The 19,373-nt window shown below is 63.8% G+C and carries 23 protein-coding genes; 12 read left to right on the top strand and 11 right to left on the bottom strand.

Annotated elements, in window-relative coordinates:
• The first annotated feature begins 104 nt into the window (after positions 1-104).
• Positions 105-707, top strand: a complete 603-nt coding sequence (locus tag NK214_RS03785; RefSeq protein ID WP_019100349.1) for a MarC family protein — start codon at positions 105-107, stop codon at positions 705-707.
• Positions 708-732: 25 nt separating this feature from the next.
• Here NK214_RS03785 and NK214_RS03780 read toward each other — a convergent pair whose 3' ends face one another.
• Positions 733-1,458 (bottom strand): ABC transporter substrate-binding protein, encoded by a 726-nt coding sequence (locus NK214_RS03780; RefSeq protein ID WP_253313793.1) that lies wholly within the window; start codon positions 1,456-1,458, stop codon positions 733-735.
• 239 nt (positions 1,459-1,697) lie between these two features.
• Here NK214_RS03780 and NK214_RS03775 point away from each other — a divergent pair, with 239 nt between their 5' ends.
• Together NK214_RS03775 and NK214_RS03770 are read left to right on the top strand one after the other, a co-directional pair.
• Positions 1,698-3,032, top strand: a complete 1,335-nt coding sequence (locus NK214_RS03775) for a dicarboxylate/amino acid:cation symporter (protein WP_227106888.1) — start codon at positions 1,698-1,700, stop codon at positions 3,030-3,032.
• A gap of 125 nt (positions 3,033-3,157) precedes the next feature.
• Positions 3,158-3,748: a thiol peroxidase gene (locus NK214_RS03770; RefSeq protein ID WP_199225794.1), complete on the top strand. Its 591-nt coding sequence runs from the start codon at positions 3,158-3,160 to the stop codon at positions 3,746-3,748.
• Positions 3,749-3,821: 73 nt separating this feature from the next.
• Here the strand turns inward: NK214_RS03770 and NK214_RS03765 are convergent, their stop codons facing one another.
• The 3 genes from NK214_RS03765 to ppsA form a co-directional block, all read right to left on the bottom strand.
• Positions 3,822-4,169 (bottom strand): NirD/YgiW/YdeI family stress tolerance protein, encoded by a 348-nt coding sequence (locus NK214_RS03765; RefSeq protein ID WP_253313792.1) that lies wholly within the window; start codon positions 4,167-4,169, stop codon positions 3,822-3,824.
• Between the two features lie 49 nt (positions 4,170-4,218).
• Positions 4,219-4,641, bottom strand: coding sequence for a hypothetical protein (locus NK214_RS03760; protein ID WP_146176563.1), 423 nt, complete (start codon positions 4,639-4,641; stop codon positions 4,219-4,221).
• 135 nt (positions 4,642-4,776) lie between these two features.
• Positions 4,777-7,164, bottom strand: coding sequence for a phosphoenolpyruvate synthase (ppsA, locus tag NK214_RS03755; RefSeq protein ID WP_107798125.1), 2,388 nt, complete (start codon positions 7,162-7,164; stop codon positions 4,777-4,779).
• A 322-nt stretch (positions 7,165-7,486) separates the two neighbouring features.
• Here ppsA and NK214_RS03750 point away from each other — a divergent pair, with 322 nt between their 5' ends.
• From NK214_RS03750 to NK214_RS03730, 5 genes are all read left to right on the top strand, one after another.
• The gene (locus tag NK214_RS03750) at positions 7,487-8,311 is read left to right on the top strand and encodes a pyruvate, water dikinase regulatory protein (protein ID WP_048415701.1); all 825 of its coding nucleotides are present in this window, start codon (positions 7,487-7,489) and stop codon (positions 8,309-8,311) included.
• A 332-nt stretch (positions 8,312-8,643) separates the two neighbouring features.
• Positions 8,644-8,943 (top strand): hypothetical protein, encoded by a 300-nt coding sequence (locus NK214_RS03745; RefSeq protein WP_227106886.1) that lies wholly within the window; start codon positions 8,644-8,646, stop codon positions 8,941-8,943.
• Between the two features lie 227 nt (positions 8,944-9,170).
• Positions 9,171-10,193, top strand: coding sequence for a tryptophan--tRNA ligase (gene trpS / locus NK214_RS03740; protein WP_235084383.1), 1,023 nt, complete (start codon positions 9,171-9,173; stop codon positions 10,191-10,193).
• A 73-nt stretch (positions 10,194-10,266) separates the two neighbouring features.
• Positions 10,267-10,572 (top strand): chorismate mutase, encoded by a 306-nt coding sequence (locus NK214_RS03735; RefSeq protein WP_107798122.1) that lies wholly within the window; start codon positions 10,267-10,269, stop codon positions 10,570-10,572.
• A 92-nt stretch (positions 10,573-10,664) separates the two neighbouring features.
• Positions 10,665-11,129 carry a CreA family protein gene (locus NK214_RS03730; RefSeq protein ID WP_107798121.1) on the top strand — a complete coding sequence of 155 codons (465 nt, stop codon included), beginning with the start codon at positions 10,665-10,667 and terminating at the stop codon, positions 11,127-11,129.
• Positions 11,130-11,173: 44 nt separating this feature from the next.
• Here the strand turns inward: NK214_RS03730 and NK214_RS03725 are convergent, their stop codons facing one another.
• From NK214_RS03725 to mltG, 7 genes are read right to left on the bottom strand one after another with little or no spacing between them, the layout of a single operon-like run.
• Entirely contained in the window at positions 11,174-11,950 is a 777-nt protein-coding gene (locus NK214_RS03725; RefSeq protein WP_107798120.1) for an MBL fold metallo-hydrolase, read from the bottom strand.
• Positions 11,951-11,974: 24 nt separating this feature from the next.
• Positions 11,975-12,367, bottom strand: a complete 393-nt coding sequence (locus NK214_RS03720) for a hypothetical protein (RefSeq protein WP_107798119.1) — start codon at positions 12,365-12,367, stop codon at positions 11,975-11,977.
• A gap of 14 nt (positions 12,368-12,381) precedes the next feature.
• Positions 12,382-13,152: a TatD family hydrolase gene (locus tag NK214_RS03715; RefSeq protein ID WP_227106878.1), complete on the bottom strand. Its 771-nt coding sequence runs from the start codon at positions 13,150-13,152 to the stop codon at positions 12,382-12,384.
• Positions 13,153-13,200: 48 nt separating this feature from the next.
• On the bottom strand, positions 13,201-13,575 hold the full coding sequence (locus tag NK214_RS03710) for a PilZ domain-containing protein (protein ID WP_048416050.1): 375 nt from the start codon (positions 13,573-13,575) through the stop codon (positions 13,201-13,203).
• Positions 13,576-13,594: 19 nt separating this feature from the next.
• Positions 13,595-14,608, bottom strand: a complete 1,014-nt coding sequence (locus NK214_RS03705; protein WP_253313791.1) for a DNA polymerase III subunit delta' — start codon at positions 14,606-14,608, stop codon at positions 13,595-13,597.
• Positions 14,608-15,243 (bottom strand): dTMP kinase, encoded by a 636-nt coding sequence (gene tmk / locus NK214_RS03700; protein WP_227106876.1) that lies wholly within the window; start codon positions 15,241-15,243, stop codon positions 14,608-14,610. The genes NK214_RS03705 and tmk overlap by 1 nt, the downstream gene beginning before the upstream one ends.
• Positions 15,243-16,235, bottom strand: a complete 993-nt coding sequence (mltG, locus tag NK214_RS03695) for an endolytic transglycosylase MltG (protein ID WP_107798116.1) — start codon at positions 16,233-16,235, stop codon at positions 15,243-15,245. Before mltG ends, tmk begins: the two co-directional genes overlap by 1 nt.
• Positions 16,236-16,433: 198 nt before the next feature.
• Here mltG and NK214_RS03690 point away from each other — a divergent pair, with 198 nt between their 5' ends.
• The 4 genes from NK214_RS03690 to modB all read left to right on the top strand — a co-directional run bounded on the left by NK214_RS03690 (position 16,434) and on the right by modB (position 19,355).
• Positions 16,434-17,111 carry a DUF3313 family protein gene (locus NK214_RS03690; RefSeq protein WP_227106874.1) on the top strand — a complete coding sequence of 226 codons (678 nt, stop codon included), beginning with the start codon at positions 16,434-16,436 and terminating at the stop codon, positions 17,109-17,111.
• 106 nt (positions 17,112-17,217) lie between these two features.
• Complete coding sequence (locus NK214_RS03685; RefSeq protein ID WP_107798114.1) at positions 17,218-17,898, top strand: DUF3313 family protein; 681 nt, start codon at positions 17,218-17,220, stop codon at positions 17,896-17,898.
• A gap of 57 nt (positions 17,899-17,955) precedes the next feature.
• On the top strand, positions 17,956-18,684 hold the full coding sequence (gene modA / locus NK214_RS03680; protein WP_253313790.1) for a molybdate ABC transporter substrate-binding protein: 729 nt from the start codon (positions 17,956-17,958) through the stop codon (positions 18,682-18,684).
• Entirely contained in the window at positions 18,681-19,355 is a 675-nt protein-coding gene (gene modB / locus NK214_RS03675; protein WP_107798112.1) for a molybdate ABC transporter permease subunit, read from the top strand. The genes modA and modB overlap by 4 nt, the downstream gene beginning before the upstream one ends.
• Positions 19,356-19,373: the final 18 nt, after the last annotated feature.

Raw genomic sequence — 19,373 nt, 5'->3', positions numbered from 1 at the left:
CATCGCCGTGAGATAATCCCGCCCGGACGCGCGCTTAAAAATCCAGAGCCTTACGCACAGGGCCTGCGCGCCATTGACACCACTCAACGCTGCAAGCACACACCATGCAAACCTCTTTCCTGTCCGCCACCGTCCTGCTGATCCTGATCACCGATCCGCTGGGCAATATTCCGCTGTTCATCGCCGCGCTCAAGCAGGTCAAGCCGGAACGCCGCCGCCGCGTGGTCTACCGCGAATGCCTGATCGCCTTCCTGGTGCTGTCCGCCTTCATGTTCTTTGGCCGCAACTTCCTGGACCTGATGCATCTGACCGATGATTCGATGCGGGTGGCCGGCGGCGTGATCCTGTTCCTGATCGCCATCAAGATGATCTTCCCCGGCGAGGGCAGCGTGTTCGGCGGCGACAAGATGCACGGCGAGCCCTTCATTGTGCCGATCGCCGTGCCGCTGATCGCCGGCCCGTCGGCGATGGCCACCGTGCTGCTGATGTCCACCCGCGAGCCGGAGCGGATGCTGGAATGGCTGGGGGCGCTGACCATCTGCATGCTGGTGACGCTGCTGGTGTTTCTCTTCTCCGGCAAGCTGCAAAAGCTGCTGGGCGAGCAGGCGATCACCGCGCTGGAACGGCTGATGGGCCTGGTGCTGACCGCGATCTCGATCGAGATGCTGCTGGGCGGCGTGGCGTCCTACATCAAACAATTCCACTGAGCTTCGCGCTCCTAGGCGGCCCAGCCTAACGGTAATGTTTGCGCAGCGTGTCCACCACGCCGTCGCGCTGCATATTGAGCAGCGTCTTGTTGAGCTTCAGCACGATGCGCTCATCCATTCCCGGGTTGCAGGCCAGATACATTTGCACCGTGTTGAAGCTGAACAGCAGTCGGATGGGCAGCCGGTTGGCGGAGGCGATGTAGGCGCCGCTGAACTCGCCGCTGGCCCAAAAGTCGATATGGCCGGCCACCAGCTTTCTGGCGTTCAAATCGTCCGCTCTCGCCAGCTCCAGCTTGAAACCCAGATCGGCCAGATACTGCGACATCCCCGAGCCCTTGTAGCTGCCTATGGTGAAGCCGCGCGCGTCGTCCAGCGCGACCACCCCCGCCGGACTGTGAGGGCCGGCGAACAGGCTCCAGGAGTTGCTGACCAGCGGCCCCACCCATTTGAACTGACTCTCCCGGCTGGGCGTGCGCGAAGTCGAGTAAACGCAGCTATTGTCTTCCTGCTGGGCGATGGCGTAGGCGCGCAGCCAGGGCAGCAACTCCATGCTGTACGGGATGCCCGCGCGCTGGAACATTTCGCGCAGGATGTCGGTGGACAAGCCGCCGATCTTGCCCTCCTCCAACGCGATGTTGAACGGCGGGTAATCCTCGGTCAGCAAACGGATGCGGGGCGATGTCGACTCCGCCCGGCCGCAGACGGCGAGCGCGCCCAGCAACAGGGCGGCGTGGACAAAGGCGAGCTTCATGGCGGCATACCTCCCGCGGAATTCTGACGACGCGTCTTACCAAGCATAGAAGCTGACGGCTGGCCAACAGCGGCGATTTACTTCGTGTTGGGGTTATCCCGCATAGGGATATCGGCAATTCGTCCCCGCGCTTCCTCTTGCTAGCATCCGCAATCATGGGCCGTTAAGAGCCCGCTTTTGATTGCATAACAACTTCGGCCCGCCCCGAGCCGAAGTCAGACAACGCTACAGGGACCGCGATGCAGACCAAAACCCCCCTCTACCAGCGCCTTTATTTCCAGGTGCTGCTGGCCATTTTCCTCGGCGTGATGCTCGGCGCCTTCGTTCCCGATCTGGGCGCGAAGATGAAACCGCTGGGCGACGCCTTCATCAAACTGATCAAGATGATGATCGCCCCCATCATCTTCGCCACCGTGGTGGTGGGCATCGCCAAGATGGGCGATATGAAGGAAGTGGGCCGCGTGGGCGTGAAAGCGCTGTTCTACTTTGAAGCCGTCACCACGCTGGCGCTGGTGATCGGCCTGGTGGTGGTCAATGTGCTCAAGCCCGGCGCCGGCCTCAATGTGGACCCCAGCACGCTGGACGCGCACTCGGTGGCCAAGTACGCCGCCAACGCCAAGGAAATGAGCAGCATTGATTTCCTGATGCACATCATTCCGGATACGGTGGTGGGCGCGTTCGCCAACGGCGAAATCCTGCAAGTGCTGACCTTCTCGGTGCTGCTGGGCCTGGCGCTGACCAAGATGGGCGACAACGGCAAGACCATCGTCCACATCCTGGACGAGTTCTCCCACGCCTTGTTCGGCGTGATCAATATGCTGATGAAGCTGGCTCCCATCGGCGCCTTCGGCGCGATGGCCTTCACCATCGGCAAATACGGCGTGGGTTCGCTGAAACAGCTGGGTTTCCTGATGCTCTGCGTCTACCTGACCTGTTTCGCCTTCGTCTTCGTGGTGCTGGGCACCATCGCCAAGCTCAACGGCTTCAGCCTGTGGCGCTTCCTGATTTACATCAAGGAGGAGTTGCTGCTGGTATTGGGCACGTCTTCATCCGAGTCCGCGCTGCCGGGCATCATGAAGAAGCTGGAAAACCTGGGCTGCTCCAAACCGGTGGTGGGCATGGTGATTCCCACCGGCTACTCCTTCAATCTGGACGGCACCTCCATCTATCTGACCATGGCAGCCATCTTCATCGCCCAAGCCACCAATGTGGAGCTGACGCTGGCGGAGGAGCTGGGCCTGCTCGGCGTGCTGCTGCTCACGTCCAAGGGCGCGGCGGCGGTGACCGGCGGCGGCTTCATCACCCTGGCCGCCACGCTGGCCACGCTGGGCGGCAAGCTGCCGGTATCCGGCCTGGCGCTGCTGATCGGCATCGACCGCTTCATGTCCGAGGCCCGCGCCATCACCAATCTGATCGGCAACGGCGTGGCCACCATCGTGGTGGCGCGCTGGGAGAAGGCGCTGGACGAAGAACGCATGCGCCGCGTGCTGGCCGGCGAGCCGGTGCTGCCGGAGGAGCCGGCCGTCGCGCCGCTGCCGGCGCAACTGGCCGCCGCGGAAGCCGCCCGGTCCTAAGCTTTTGTTTTCCCAGCCCTTACAGCCTGCGTTCGCGCAGGCTTTTTTTATGCTCTTAGCACAGCGGCGGCTTGATTTTGCCGCTGCGTGGTCCACGATAGAAGCATGGGCATTGGGAGACGAGAATGAGCGACTTCATGTTGCAATACGGCGATGAGTTGTTGCCGGTGGAGGGGGACTTTCCCGAAGTGGGCGCCTATCTGCCCAGCTTCATGCTGGTGGGCGACGGCAAGCAGGACGTGTCGCTGGAAGGCCTGGGCGGCGTGCCCAAGCTGATTTTGACCCTGCTGTCGCTGGACGAATACGAGCATGGCGGCCAATACCTGCTGCAGGAGACGCGGCGTTTCCTGGAGCGCTGGCCGCAAATCAGCCTGGCGGTGATCACCGTGGATTCGCCGTCTTCGCTGGCGCGGGCCCGGCGCGAGCACGGCCTGCCCCACGTCACCCTGCTGTCCACGCTGCGCGGCCGCGATTTCCACAAACATTACGGGGTGCTGATCCGAGAATATCCGCTCAGCGGCTACACCGCGCCCGCCCTGCTGCTGGCCGACGGCAGCAACACCATTCATTACGCCGAGCGGCTGCGCAACACCCAGGATCTGTTCGACTTCGACAAGATCAACCACTTGCTGCGCGAAGCCGAGGAACAGGCGCTGGAGGCGCAGCAGGAACTGGAGCATGAGGAGCAGTTGAAGGACGAAGGGCCGTCACAGTAAGCCCCCAATAACGACACGGGCCCGGCCTGCTTGCGCAGCGCCGGGCCCGTTCGCGTTGCAGGGGGACAACGGTTTACGGCAGCACTTCCACCAGCTTGGCGTCCACCTTGGTCGACGTCAGTTCCTTGTCCACTTCGCCGACGATGCGCAGCTTGCTGTTCGGGTCGATCTTTTGCGCCGGCAGGCGTTTCTGGCTGATCTTCACCGTCATGGAGCCGGTGGCGTCGCGGAATTCGTAACGCTTGTGGTCGATCTGACGAACGATCTTGCCTTCCAGGGTGACCGGGGTGTCGTCGGCGGCTTTCTGCGCGGCGGCCACAGTGGTGACGGCGGCCGGCACGCCGGGGCCGGCGAATTCCGCCTGGGCGGCGAAGGGCAGGGACAGCGCGGCGGCGGTGAGCAGAACGGTGATGGTTTTCATGTTTGGACTCCTAGTGTGTTGTCGATGTCTGGATTACAACACGGCAGCCTTAACCGAAACTTAAAGCCAGCTTGTCGCCCAATACGCGCCGGGAAGGCTCCAGATCCACCGCATAGCCTTGCTTGGCCAATTGCAGCCTATCGCCGTAGTGCCGGCCTTCGGCCTGAATCCGTTGTTCAATGCCTTGCAAGGATTGCTTGAGCGCCGCGCCCAGGCGATCCAGCTTCCCATCCAGCTCCGCGCCTTGGCGATTATTGAATTGCCGGCTGCCCGCGACAATGGCGCCCCAGCGCTGGCAATCGGCGCGCAAAGCGCCCAGATCCGGATACACGCCTTGTTCCAACGCGCGATTGGAGCAGGCGGTCAGCACTTGGGCCAGCGCGGAGGCCTCCTTGGCCGGCCTGGCGTCCAGATAACGCGGGATGACGATGTCCAACGAGGCTTTGACGGGAGTGCTACGAAATAACTGCATGACGGGCTTCCTATTGGCGTTCATGAATCGATGCGCTCAAGCATAGCCCCGCGTCCGCGCCCGCCGCTTGCAAGAAGCGCCGGACAAAACAAAACCGCCCGGCAAGCGGGCGGTTTGAAAGCGGTGAAACAGGGATTAGCTGTTCAGTTCACGCGCCAGGTACAGCCAGGTTTCCACCACGGTGTCCGGGTTCAGGGACACGGTTTCGATGCCCTCTTCCACCAGCCACTTGGCGAAGTCCGGATGGTCCGACGGGCCTTGGCCGCAGATGCCGATGTACTTGCCCTGCTTGCGGCAGGCCTGGATCGCCATGTGCAGCATGACCTTGACCGCTTCGTTGCGCTCGTCGAAGGTGGAGGCGATCGGGCCGCCGGAGTCGCGGTCCACGCCCAGCGTCAGCTGGGTCATGTCGTTGGAGCCGATGGAGAAGCCGTCGAAATGCTGCAGGAACTTGTCGGCCAACACGGCGTTGGTCGGCAGTTCGCACATCATGATCAGGCGCAGGCCGTTTTCGCCGCGCTTGAGGCCGTTGGCGGCCAGGATCTCCACCACTTGCTCGGCTTCGGACAGGGTGCGCACAAAGGGAATCATCACTTCCACATTGGTCAGACCCATCACGTCGCGCACTTTCTTGATGGCGCGGCATTCCAGTTCAAAGCAATCGCGGAAGGATTCGGCCACATAGCGGGCGGCGCCGCGGAAACCGATCATCGGGTTTTCTTCGTGCGGCTCGTACAGCTGGCCGCCGATCAGGTTGGCGTACTCGTTCGACTTGAAGTCGGACATGCGCACGATGACCTTTTTCGGATAGAAAGCCGCGGCCAGGGTGGACACGCCTTCGGCGATCTTGTCCACGTAGAAGTCCACCGGGCTGGCGTAACCGGCGATGCGGTCGCTGATGGTGGCTTTCAGATCCGCCGGCAGCTTGTCGAACTCCAACAGCGCTTTCGGGTGGATGCCGATCTGACGGTTGATCACGAACTCCATGCGCGCCAGGCCCACGCCTTCGTTCGGCAGCTGCGCGAAGTCGAAAGCCAGTTCCGGATTGCCCACGTTCATCATGATCTTGACCGGGGCCTTGGGCATCTTGTCCAGTTCCAGGTCGATCACTTCCACGTCCAGCAGGCCGTCGTAGATATTGCCGGTGTCGCCTTCGGCGCAGGACACGGTCACCTGCATGCCTTCGGACAGCACCTGGGTGGCGTCGCCGCAGCCCACCACGGCCGGGATGCCCAGCTCGCGCGCGATAATGGCCGCGTGGCAGGTGCGGCCGCCGCGGTTGGTGACGATGGCGGCGGCGCGTTTCATCACCGGTTCCCAATCCGGGTCGGTCATGTCGGTCACCAGCACGTCGCCCGGCTTGACGCGGTCCATCTCGGACGCGTCCTTGATGGTGCGCACCACGCCCTGGCCGATCTTCTGACCAATGGCGCGGCCTTCGCACAGCACTTGCGATTTGCTGTTCAGGCGATAGCGGCGCAGGGTGTCCTTGCGGTCTTCCTGCGACTTCACCGTTTCCGGACGCGCCTGCAGGATGTAGAGCTTGCCGTCGTGGCCGTCGCGGCCCCATTCGATGTCCATCGGGCGGCCGTAGTGCTTCTCGATGATCAGCGCGTATTCGGCCAGTTCAGCCACTTCGGCGTCGCTGATGGAGAATTGCTGGCGCTCCGCCGGGGACACGTCCACGGTCTTGACCGAGCGGCCGGCTTGCGAGGCGTCGGTGAACTCCATCTTGATCAGCTTGGAGCCCATGGTCTTGCGCAGCACCGCCGGACGGCCGGCTTTCAGCGTCGGCTTGTGCACGTAGAATTCGTCGGGGTTTACCGCGCCCTGCACCACGGTTTCGCCCAGGCCGTAGGACGCGGTGATGAACACCACGTCGTCAAAGCCGGATTCGGTGTCGATGGTGAACATCACGCCGGCCGCGCCGCAGTCGGAACGCACCATGCGCTGCACGCCGGCGGACAAAGCCACTACGTCGTGCTCAAAGCCTTTGTGCACGCGGTAGGAAATGGCGCGGTCGTTATAGAGGGAGGCGAAAACGTGTTTCATCGCATCCTTGACATTGTCAAGGCCGCGGATATTCAGGAAGGTTTCTTGCTGGCCTGCGAACGAGGCGTCGGGGAGGTCTTCTGCGGTGGCGGAGGAACGGACTGCAACGGAGATGTCGGCGCCGCCGGCATCGGCCACCATCTGATCCCAGGCCTCTTTGATATCGGCGTCAAGCTTGGCGGGGAACGGGGTATCGATGATCCATTGCCGGATTTCCTTGCCGATTCGGGCCAGTTCGCTGACATCGTCGATGTCCAGCTTGGCCAGCGCGGCGCTGATCTTTTCGGCCAGGCCGTTGTGCTGCAGAAAATCCCGGTAAGCCTGCGCCGTGGTGGCAAAGCCCCCCGGGACGCGAACCCCGGAGCCAGCCAGTTGGCTGATCATTTCACCAAGGGAGGCGTTCTTGCCGCCTACCTGCTCCACATCGGTCATGCGCAGTTTCTCGAACCAGATGACGTAGTTCTCAGCCATCACTTCACTTCCTGTGTTGGATTGGGACGATAGGGCCGCATTCTAGCCGAATTACGTGCCAGATGCGTAGCGTCTTTTGCAGCGCAACACGGGTTTTCGGCCGAACGAGGACAAGCATTGCAACAGAATCAATAAGTTGACGGACATTCCTGATGAAAATGATTGTCAAAACCGTGTAATTTACGCACTACATGATTGGCCGGCTCTCGCCGCGGGTTTCTTCGCGGCCTTTCAGAGTATAGAATCCCTTGAACCCCGGGCGCCCCAGCAATGCGCGGCAGGCGCGGTTCCGGCCTCGTTCACTCGCAATACAGGTGTTTGCATGCCCCACCATCTCCGCTCCGCCTTCTTCGTTTCCGATCGCACCGGCATCACCGCCGAATCGCTGGGGCACACGCTGCTGACCCAGTTCGACACCGTGGAATTCAAGCGCGAGACCATTCCCTTCGTCGACACCGTGGAAAAAGCGCAGGCGCTGGCCGAGGTCATCCGCCAGGTGTCGGAAACCGATCACCTGAAGCCGCTGGTGTTCACCAGCATCATCAACCCGGACGTGCGCAGCGCGCTGCAGGTTGAGAACGCGGTGATGATAGATTTCTTCGATACCTTCATCGGCCAGTTGGAGCAGGAAATCGGTCAGCGCGCCTCGCTGAGCGTGGGCAAGGCCCACGGCATGGTCAACGAGGAGAAGTACGATCACCGCATCGAAGCGGTCAACTTCTCGCTGAACCACGACGACGGCGTCAAATTGAAGGATCTGCACGAGGCGGACGTGATCCTGGTGGGCGTGTCCCGTTCCGGCAAGACGCCGACCTGCCTGTATCTGGCGCTGCAATACGGCATCCGCGCCGCCAACTACCCGCTGACGCCGGAAGACCTGGGCAGCCCGACCTTGCCCAAGCTGCTGCTGCCGTTCAAGGACAAAATCTTCGGCCTGACCATCGATCCGGCGCGCTTGCATCACATCCGCTCCGAGCGCCGGCCGGACTCCAAATACGCCAGCATGGACAATTGCCGCCGCGAGGTGAACGAGGCCGAATCCATGTTCCGCCACCACGGCGTGCCCTTCATCAGCACCACCCACAAGTCCATCGAGGAAATCGCCTCCACCATCATGCATAAGGCGGCGCTGGGCCGACGCTTCTAAGCACCTGTTCACTGCCTGCCGCGCTTCGTGAGACGCGGCGCGGTGGGCACCGCTTCGAAATGCTCACGTAGCACCCATACATTCCGCTCCCTCAGCGGTTTTCCCTTGTCTCGCTCTTGCTCGCGGGACTTTGAACCGACGCTAAGCCCAGCCTTCAAGCCCCGAAAACAGCCGGCATCGTCCGGCTTTTTTCATGCCGTCGCGCTGCCTACCCCACAGCCAATATCCATATAGCACTTTGTTTATTATCACTTTTTTACAATTCAGGCCGGAACATATAGCAAGCAGGCGCTCTCCAACAGGCATCTTGAATCCACTGCCGGACTATTCCGATGCATATCGTCGCCATCGCCGCCCCGCCCAGATCCGCTGTCTCGCCGTTGAAGGAAGTGGGCGCCGTCGCCGCCAAGACCGACAGCCGCGCCGCCGCCAGCGACCCGCGCAAGGAGATGGCGGAGTTCCTAGCCCCTCATCCGCAATCTCCCGCGCTCAACGGGGACGCCCCGCCCCGCGGCGAGTCTTTCGAGCGGCTGCTGCGCCAGGCCCAGAGCGCGGTCGGACGCAAGGACGCTTCGCCTTATTCCGAAGACCTGATGCCGCCGGCCGGCAGCCTGTTGCACGTGGTGGCGTGAACGCGGCACTTGACGCTGCTTTGCCCGCCGTGCTCTGATAAAGCCCATGAACTACGCAACCGCATCCGCAAGCTTCTTTTGGTGGTGGCGCCTGAACTAAGGCGGCGCCGGCGTTTGCATACCCAAAACCCGGAAGCTGCCGATACGGCGGCATAGGGTTTCCAGCAGTACTCCTCCCCCCGGATCGGCAGTTTCCAACAAGCTCAAGCTTACTGGAGACCACTGTTATGAATCTGGACAGCATCACAGCCAAAGACATCATCCTGACCGGCGACCGCACCACCGGACAATTGCATCTGGGCCACTACGTCGGCTCGCTGCGCAACCGCGTGATCCTGCAAGACCGTTGCCGCCAGTTCCTGCTGCTCGCCGACGCCCAGGCGCTGACCGACAATATGGGCAACTATCTGAAGGTCCGCGACAATGTGCTGCAAGTGGCGCTGGATTATCTGGCGGTGGGCATAGACCCGGAAAAAAGCACCGTCTTCATCCAGAGCCTGGTGCCGGAGCTGACCGAGCTGTCTTCCTACTATCTCAATCTGGTCACCGTGGCGCGTCTGGAGCGCAACCCCACCATCAAGGACGAGATCAAGCAGCGCGGCTACGAGCGCGACATCCCCGCCGGCTTCCTCACCTACCCCGCCGCCCAGGCCGCCGACATCACCGCCTTCAAGGCCAGCATCGTGCCGGTGGGCGAAGACCAGATTCCGATGATTGAGCAGACCAACGAGATCGTGCGCCGCTTCAACGGCAGCGTGGATCGGGCGGTGCTGGTGGAAGCGCGGGCGGTGGTGCCGGAGCAAGGCTCGCGTCTGCCCGGCATCGACGGCAAGGCCAAGATGTCCAAATCGCTGGGCAACACCATCACTTTGTCGGCCACGCCGGACGAGATCCGCCAGGCGGTGAAGATGATGTACACCGACCCCAATCACCTGCGCGTGGCCGATCCGGGCCAGGTGGAAGGCAATGTGGTGTTCACCTATCTGGACGTGTTCCATTCCGACACGGAGCAGGTGGCGGAATGGAAGGAGCATTATCGCCGCGGCGGCCTGGGCGACACCGTGATCAAGAAGCAGTTGGAAGAATGCCTGCAGACCCTGCTGGAGCCGATCCGCGCCCGCCGCGAGCAGTACGCGCGCGATCCGGCGGCGGTAATGGCGATGCTGAAGACCGGCACCCAGCGCGCGCGCGAAGTGGCGGCCGCCACGCTGGCCGAGGTTAAGGCGGCGATGGGCTTGAACTACTACTAAGAGCCTTTTTACGATCTGCTGCGCGTCGGCGAGACCGCGTTGAAAACACACTCTTTTAAGAGGAGAGCACCGCATGGAACAAGTCTACCAATGCCAAAATCTGGAAGAGGTGCGCGGCCAGATCGACCGCATCGACCGCGCGCTGGTGGCGCTGATCGCCGAGCGCGGCCTTTACGTGCGCCAGGCGGCGGCGTTCAAGCACAGCCGGGAAGAAGTGGAAGGCGGCAAACGCGTCGATCAGGTGATGCGCCGCGTCGAGCGTCTGGCCGGCGAACTGGGCGCCGACGCGGCGCTGACCGCAGCGGTTTACCGCACGATGATAGAGTACTTCATCGCCGATGAAATGGCGGCCTTCCGCGCCAAAGCGGCTGCCGATTGAGGCGGAGGCCGGCTTTCCCTACAATCGCTTCCATCCGCTGACCGCCGGCCGCCCTCCGCGGCCGGCGTTTTTCCCGCGGCCGGAGAACCTGAATGAACAAGATTGCCCTGTTGCTGCTCGCCTGCCTGACCGCGCCCGCGATGGCCGAGGAAGTGGGCGAGGTGTCCACCACCTTCAAGCTGCTCAGCCCCAACGACAAGGTGGTGGTGGAAGCTTTCGACGACCCGGCGGTGCAAGGCGTGGCCTGCTATATCTCGCGCGCCAAGACCGGCGGCTACAAGGGCGCGCTGGGCCTGGCCAAGGACCCGTCCCGCTTCTCGGTGGCCTGCCGCCAGGTGGGCGCGATCAAGTTCTCGCGGCCGCTGCCCAAGCAGGAGCAGGTGTTCAAGGAAGGCGCGTCCTTCATCTTCAAGCATGTGCGGGTGGTGCGCATCGTCGACGCCAAACGCAATACCCTGACCTACCTCAGCTATTCCGACAAGCTGCTGGACGGCAGCCCGGACAATGCGCTGACCGCGGTGGCGGTGCTGGATCAAAAGATCCCGCTGCAACCCTGAAATAAAAGCGATTGATTATTAACGATTTCTTTGCATGACGGGCATCAGCTAAACGGCAGCTCAACGCGCAAGCCGTCATAGCCGACCTCCACGCCGGGCGGACATTCGGCGCTGAGCGCGCCGAATTCCAGCCTGTGGGTCATGTGGATCAGCACCGTGCGTTCGGCGCCGATGCGCTCGGCCCAGGCAAAGGATTGCCGCACGCCGAGGTGGGACGGATAGGGGTCGTGGTTCAGGCAGTCCAGGAACAAGAGCTTCAGCCCCTGCAACAAGGGCAGGCTGCTGTCAGGGATGTCCGACACATCGGTCAGCCAGGCCATGTCGCCGACGCGCCAGCCGAGGCAAGGCCAGGAGCCGTGTTGCATGGGCACGGGCGTCAGCGTGACGCCGCCGCAGTCCACCGGCCCGTCCACCTGCTGCGGCAGCAGCACCGGCTTGTCCCACATCTTGGACGGCGGCAGCAGCGCGTAGTCGAAACGGCTCTTGATATTGTCCAGAGTGAAGGCGTTGCCGTAGAGCGTGATCGGCCCCTTCTTCACGTAGCAGAAGGCGCGCAGGTCGTCGATGCCGTTCAGGTGGTCGGCGTGCGGATGGGTGTACAGCACCGCGTCCACCTGGCTCAGCCCTTCGCGCAGCGCCTGCTGCCGCAGGTCCGGCCCGGTGTCGATCAACAGCCCCTGGCCGGCCGCCTTGATATAGGCGCTGGCGCGGGTGCGGCGATTGCGCGGATCCGGCGAACGGCAGGTGACGCAGTCGCAGCCTATGGCCGGCGTGCCGGAACTGGAGCCGCAGCCCAGGATGGTGACTTCAAGCGAACCCAATGGCGTTTCCCAAGTAATAAGGCATCAGCGGCAGCGCTCGGGGCGCTCCGCCTTCTCGCGCACCCAGCCGCCGTCGCAGCGGACATTGCCGTCGGCGTCTTGCTGGCAGCCGCCGCGCGGCTGCTTGGCGCAATACGGATTGCCGTCGCGCGACAGCAGGCAGGCGCCGGGGCCGGCGTAAGTGACGCCGTTGGCGCGCACCACGCCGCCGCCCGGATAAGGCGAGCACAGTACGTTGCCGAATTCATCGATCGCGCATTCGCCCTTGCCGCACATCGCCTGTCCGCGCTGCACCAGGGCGATGCCGCCGTCTTCGGAACAATAACTGCGTCCGTTCAGATTGACGCAATTGGCCCAGGCCTGGGCCGAGAACAATATGGCCAGCAAGGCCAGCCCGGACAGCAAGATTCGCTTCATGCGCTTTCTCCGCTTCAACGGCTGGCCTTGGAGAACAGCCGGAAAAAGTTATCGCTGGTGACGCGCGCCACCTCTTCCACCGCCATGCCGCGCAGCTCGGCGATGTGCGCGGCCACATGGCGGACATAGGCCGGCTCGTTGACCTTGCCGCGATACGGCACCGGCGCCAGATACGGGGAATCGGTTTCGATCAGCATCCGATCCAGCGGCACTTTCTGCGCCACTTCCTTGACCTGGGCCGCGTTCTTGAAGGTCACCACGCCGGAGAAGGAAATGTAGAAGCCCAGCTCCAGCGCGGCTTGCGCCACCTCCCAGGTTTCGGTGAAGCAATGCATCACGCCGCCGCACGCCTCGGCGTTTTCTTCCCGCATCAGCCGGATGGTGTCCTCGGCGGACTCGCGGGTGTGGATCACCAGCGGCAGGCCGACGCGCTTGGCGGCGCGGATATGGGTGCGGAAGCGTTGATGCTGCCATTCCAGATCGCCCTTGCACCAGTGGTAGTCCAGCCCGGTTTCGCCTATGCCCACCACCCGCGGGTGCGCGGCCAGCGCCACCAGTTCGTCCTCGCTGTACTCTTCCGCTTCCGGGTCGTCCGGATGCACGCCCACGGTGGCGTATAGATTGCCGTGGCTCTCCGCGAGTTCCAGCACTTGCGGATATTTGGGACGGCTGACGCCGATCACCAGCGCGTGGCTGACCTGGTTGGCCTGCATATTGGCCAGCACTTCCGGCATGCGCGCGGCGAGGTCGGGAAAATTGATATGGCAGTGGGAGTCGATAAACATATTTGCGTCAATCTGGCTGCGGCGCGCGGACGCGCGCCGCTAAAACAATCACATGGTATGAGTGGGCCGGCTGGAGTTGAGCACACCGCTGAGCAGGGCCTCGATCTTGTCCTTGGCCTGCTTGCCGGCGTCGCCGGCGACGAACTCGACGCCGACGCCCTGCACCCGGCTGTTGTTGGCGCCGGCCGGCGTCAGCCACACCACCTTGGCTTGCACCGCGATGCGCTGCGGGTCGTCCATCAGGGTCAGCAGCAGGAACACCTCCTCGCCCAGCTTCATTTCCTTATTGGTGGGAATGAAGATGCCGCCGTGGCGCACAAAGGGCATGTAGGCGGCGAACAGCGCGCTGCGCTCCTTGATGTGCAGGGACAGCACCCCGGGACGGTTGGGATTCAGGTCCGGGCGAGTGGCGGAATTGTCCATACTTGGCTAACCCTCTGTGTCAGGCGGCCTTGCCGCTGGCGAATATCTTCAGATAGTCCATCAGCACCGCTTCCAATTGCAAGCGCGTGTTCAAGGTATGCTGGCCGAACGGCGCCAGTTGGTTGAGCGTCTGCTGACACGCCATCAATTGCGCGATGTCGGCGCGCGCCGCCAGTGGCTGCAAGGCGCGCTCCTGATCTGGATAATAGCGGACCAAACCGGCCAGTCTCAAACTCGCCAGATCATGCAGCCACTTCATCAGCCAGCCTATGGGCAGCAACAGCGGCAGTTTCTGCTTGTCCACCGCCTCCGCCAGCTGCAGCACATTGGCGAAGCTGGGCTGGCCCAGGCCCTGGACGAACTGGCCGCGCAGCTTGGCCAAAGCCGGATCGTGGTCGAACAGCGGCGCGCCGCCGTTATGGGCCAGTTCCAGTTCCGCGTCCGCCACGCCCTGCTCGCGCAGCCAGGCCAGCGCCTGGGCCTGGTGCGGCCGCGTCAACGGAAACTGGCGGCAACGGCTGCGTATGGTGGGCAGCAAGCGCTGCGGCGCATGCGCCACCAGCAGGAACAGCACCTCGGCCGGCGGCTCTTCCAGGATTTTGAGCAAGGCGTTGGCGGCGGCCGGATTCAGGCTTTCCGCCGGTTCCACCAGCACGATGCGCCGGCCGGCGCGATGCGCGCTCAGGTGGGCGAAATCGATCACATCGCGCACCGCCTCGATCTTGATCACCGGCAGCTTGCGGCTGACTTTCTTGCCCTCGGCGCCCTCCTTGCCTTCCTCGTCCTCGTCGCCCAACGGCGACAAGCGGCGGAAGTCCGGGTGGGTGCCGTGCCGATACCAGCGGCAGGCCTCGCATTCGCCGCAAGGCTGGTGGCCGGCCTGCGGGCGTTCGCACAGCAGCGACTGGGCCAGGTGTTCGGCGAACTCCAGCTTGCCGATGCCGGCGGCGCCGGTGAACAGCCAGGCATTGGGCAGGCGTTCGCGCTCGGCGTTCAGCCGCGTCCAATCGCCTTCTTGCCAGGGCAGCAGCATCACGCGGCCTCCAGCAGTTTTTGCAGGCAGGCCGCGATGTCGACCTGGATCTCGGCGATGGAGCGGCTGGCGTCCAGCACCGCGAAACGCGGCTGGCCGGCGGCGCGGCGCAAATAGGCTTCGCGCACGCGCACGTGGAAGTCGGCCTTCTCCTGCTCGAAGCGGTCCAGCTGCCGGGTCTTGGACATGCGCTCGGCCGCCACTTCCAGCGGCAGGTCGAACAGCAGGGTCAGGTCCGGCTGCAAACCGTGCTGCACCCATTGTTCCAGTTCGGCGATGCGCTCGAACGGCACGCCGCGGCCGCCGCCCTGGAAGGCGAAGGTGGAATCGGTGAAGCGGTCGGACACCAGCCACTGGCCGGCGGCGAGCGCGGGCTCGATCACGCTGTGCAGCAATTGCTGGCGCGAAGCGAACACCAGCAGGGTTTCCGCGTCCAGCGAGGCCTCGGTGTCCACCGCCAGCAGCAGCTCGCGGATTTTCTCGCCCAAAGGGGTGCCGCCCGGTTCGCGGGTGAATACGGCGTTGACGCCGTGTTGCGCCAGCCAATCGCGGATGAAGGCCAGATGGGTGCTTTTGCCGGCGCCGTCTATGCCTTCCAGGCTGATGAAGCGGCCGCGTTGCTGCTCTAGCGCCATTACTGTCCTTTCTTCAAAATATATTTGCGCACCGCCTGATTGTGTTCGTCCAGCGTTGCGGAGAAATGCGAAGTGCCGTCGCCGCGAGCGACGAAATACAAGGCCTTGGTTTCGGCCGGATTGGCCGCCGCGTCCAGCGCCGCCTTGCCGGGCAAGGCGATGGGCGTGGGCGTCAGGCCGGCGCGGGTATAAGTGTTGTAAGGCGTGTCGCGGCGCAGATCGGCCTTGCCTATCTTGCCCTGGTACAGACTGCCCATGCCGTAGATCACCGAGGGATCGGTCTGCAAGCGCATGCCCTGCTTCAAGCGGTTGACGAACACCCCCGCCACCATTGGACGGTCGGCGTCTTCGCCGGTTTCCTTCTCAATCAGGCTGGCCATGATCAGCAGCTCGTAAGGCGTGCGGTAAGGCAGCTCCGGTTTGCGCGCCGCCCAGGCCGCTTCCAGCCGCTGCTGCATCGCGCCGAAGGCCTGGCGGTAGAGCTCCGCGTCCTCGGTGTCCGGCGAGAACAGATAGGTGCTGGGGAAGAACAGGCCTTCCGGCTTGGCGTCGCCGAAGCCCAGCCGCCGCATGATCTCCTCGTCGCTCCAGTCCTTGGCCGTATGCTTGATGTCGGGGTTGCGGTCTATCGCCTGGCGGAATTGGCGGAAGGTCCAGCCCTCGATCACCGTCAGGCTGGCCTCGTCCGGATGGCCGTCGGCCAGGCGGTTCAGGATGTCCAGCATCGATGCCTGGCCGTCGAAACGATACAGGCCGGCCTTGATCTTGCGGTCCACGCCTTGCAGGCGGGCCAGGGCCACCATCACCTGACGGCTGCGAACCACGCCCTCCTGCTCCAGTCCCCGCGCCACTTGGCTCAGGGTGCGATTGGGCCCCACGGTCAGCTTGTAACCGGCTTCCGGCAGGCCAACCGGAATCAGGACCACCCAAACCAGCCAGGCACAGCCCAGCGCAAGGCACAGCAAGAACAGGCGAAACAGAGTTTTCATCATTTGACGGGAAGCATGAGACAGCGCAGCGGGACGATCGCGCATGATACCAGACAAGCCGGCCTGACCGACATGTCAGGCCCGCCCCCCGCAATCAAGCAAAGTTTGCGCCAAATCAACTGTCCACCTTTCCATTTTGCATAGTTTTGCTCGCGTTCTATACCTGATTAAATGGACTGCTTAAATGATGCGAGTCTTTTCATGAAGCCATTCTTCAATCTGGGATGCGCATTGGTGGCCTGGACGGCGCTGGCCAGATTGGCGGCAGTCCGGCAGACCGACAGGGATTTATGGCGCCTGCCGATGGACGCTTTCCGACAAGGAGGGCATCCGCAGCAATTGACTTACCAGCAATCCCCCGCTGCGCTGAGCGGCTACCACGCGCTGATCGTGGAGCCTTTGCTGCTGTTGAACCGCCAGCAGGACGGCGGCTGGCAGCTGCTGCAAACCGCGGAACAGGAAAACGCCAACCAGATCATGCGCCGCCAGGTGGCCGCGCTGCTGCAGGCCTGGCCTATCGCGCTGACCGACGTGGCCACCGCCGGCGTGCTGCGCTTGCGCATCGCGGTGGCCGCGCGTCAGTCTCGGATTGCCCAGGACAGCCAGCCGCTGAACAGCAGCCACGTGGCGCTGCAACTGCCTTGCATGGCTTCCAATATAGAACCCTATCTGCAACTGGTGTCCTCGGTGTCCCAATTGGAAGACGCGCTGGGACGGGGCGTGGTCGCCGGCGGCGTCACCATGCAGTCGCAAGCCGAAGCCGCCTCCGGCGACGAAGACGACGGCTGGCGGCAGCTGCTGACCCAGGACTGGTCCCCGCTGCTGCGCCAACAACTGGCGCCGGCGACGCGGCGCGGCGCGGCCTCGACGACGCGATAAGCCGCATGAAGACAGTCCGCCCCGTCACAAAGTCGCAACAATATAGAGGGAACGCCGCTTGGCGGCCGCAGTCCATCTCCCACGCAATCTCCACTGAGCCCGCACGATGAAACCATTCTTTAAACTCGCCTGCGCGCTGATGGCTTCCGCCTTGCTGGCCAATATCGGCCACGCTGGGGAGCCGCCGGAGAATCTGGTCCTGCTGCCCAGCGAAGCTTTTCATCCCAACCCTGAGCATGCCGGCCAGGTGCTGTACCTGCAGCCCGGCGTCGATCTGAAACGCTATCACGGCATCCTGATCGAGCCGCTGATTTTCCTGGGCCGCCAAGCGGACGGCCAATGGCTGGCGACGGCGGCGGACGAGCACAACCGCCTAGACGCCTGCTACCGCAACAGCCTGGCCCGGGCGCTCTGCCGCGAGGGATTGCCGGTGGCCGCCGCGCCCGGTCCGGGCATCGCCCGGCTGCGCGTGGCGGTGGGCGACATGCTCAGAGAGCTGGCCGGCCCCAAGGAACGGCGCCCCGTGAAGACCGCCCTCAACCTGGCGCGCTTCGCCGACGACATCGATCCCTATCTGGCCCAGGTGTCCACCGTGGGCCAGCTGGAAGACTCCGAATCCGGGCTGCTGCTGGCCGGCGGCGTCAATCTGCTGGGCAAGGACATGGACCTCGCCAACGCGCAACCGTCCAATGCGGAATGGCTGCAACAGCGCGTCGACCTTTGGAGCAGCCACCACGCGCGGCAGATGGCCCAGCATCTGGCGGCGGCTACGTCGTTTGGGGAGTAGGCTAGCGCCCAGGCTGGCGGCATAATGGTCGCCTCATCTCTTGTCAGAAAGCCGACCATGCCGCGCAAACTACTGAGTTTCTTGCTGTTGTTGTCCCCGCTGTTCGCCGCCGCCGACACCGTCACCGTGGCGGTCGCCAGCAATTTCCAGCAAACGCTGGACAAGATCGCGGTGGAGTTCAAGGCCGCCAGCGGCCATGACATCAAGGCCAGCGGCGGCGCTTCCGGCAAGCTCACCGCGCAGATCCGCCAGGGCGCGCCCTTCGACGTGTTCCTGTCCGCCGACGACGAACGCCCGGCCGAGCTGCTGCGCGACAAGATAGGCAAACCCGACAGCCGCTTCACCTACGCCATCGGCAAGCTGGCGCTGTGGAGCAAACAGCGCGACGACGCCGGCGAAGCCGCGCTGCGCGGCGGCAACTTCAACAAGCTGGCCATCGCCAACCCGGCGGCCGCGCCCTATGGCCGCGCGGCGATGGAAACCCTGGCCGCGCTCAAGCTCGTCGACGCGCTCAAACCCAAGTTCGTCACCGGCGACAATATCAGCCAGACCATGCAGTTCGCCCAGGTCGGCGGCGCCGACTTCGCCTTCGTCGCTTACGCGCAGCTGCTGGAACAAGGCATCTCCGACCGCTACTGGCTGGTGCCGGCCAAGCTGCATCAGCCGATACGCCAGGACGCGCTGCTGGTGCGCGACACGCCGGCGGCCAGGGCCTTCCTCGCCTTCCTCAAGGGCGACAAGGCGCGCGCGCTGATCAAGAAAGCGGGCTACGACTTCGCGCAATGATGGCTTCCGAATGGGCGGCCATCGCGCTGACGCTGCGGCTGGCCGCCATCAGCACCCTGATCCTGCTCCTGCTGTGCGTGCCGCTGGGCTGGTGGCTGTCGCGCACGCGTTCGCGCCTCAAGCCGGTGATTGAGGCCGGCGCGACGCTGCCGCTGGTGCTGCCGCCCACGGTGCTGGGCTTCTATCTGCTGGTCGCCTTCGGCCCGCACGGCCCCATCGGCCAGCTGACCGCCTGGTTGGGCTGGCCCGGCCTCGCCTTCACCTTTCAAGGGCTGATCATCGCCTCGGTGCTGTACTCCTTGCCCTTTGTCCTGCAACCGCTGATCGTCAGCTTCAACGCGGTGCGGCGCGAGGAAATCGAAACCGCGATGGTCTTGGGCGCCAACCGCTGGCAGCGGCTGACCCGCGTCATCCTGCCCAGCTGCCGCTCCGGCGTGCTGGCCGCCGCCAGCATGGGCTTCGCCCACACCGTGGGCGAATTCGGCGTGGTGCTGATGATAGGCGGCAATATCGAAGGGGAAACCCGGGTCATTTCCATCGCGCTGTACAACCACGTGGAACAGGCAGACTACGCCAGCGCCCACCGTCTGGGCCTGCTGCTGGTGCTGTTCGCCTTCTCCACCCTCGCCCTGGTCTACCGCCTCAACGCGCGCCAGCGCCGCTACGACTAAGACCCGCTCGCAAAACTC

It is taken from the genome of Chromobacterium sp. S0633 (genome assembly GCF_024158805.1).
GTDB lineage: Bacteria > Pseudomonadota > Gammaproteobacteria > Burkholderiales > Chromobacteriaceae > Chromobacterium.
Note: the sequence above shows the minus strand (reverse complement) of the source record. Positions and strands in the feature narration are given on the sequence as shown.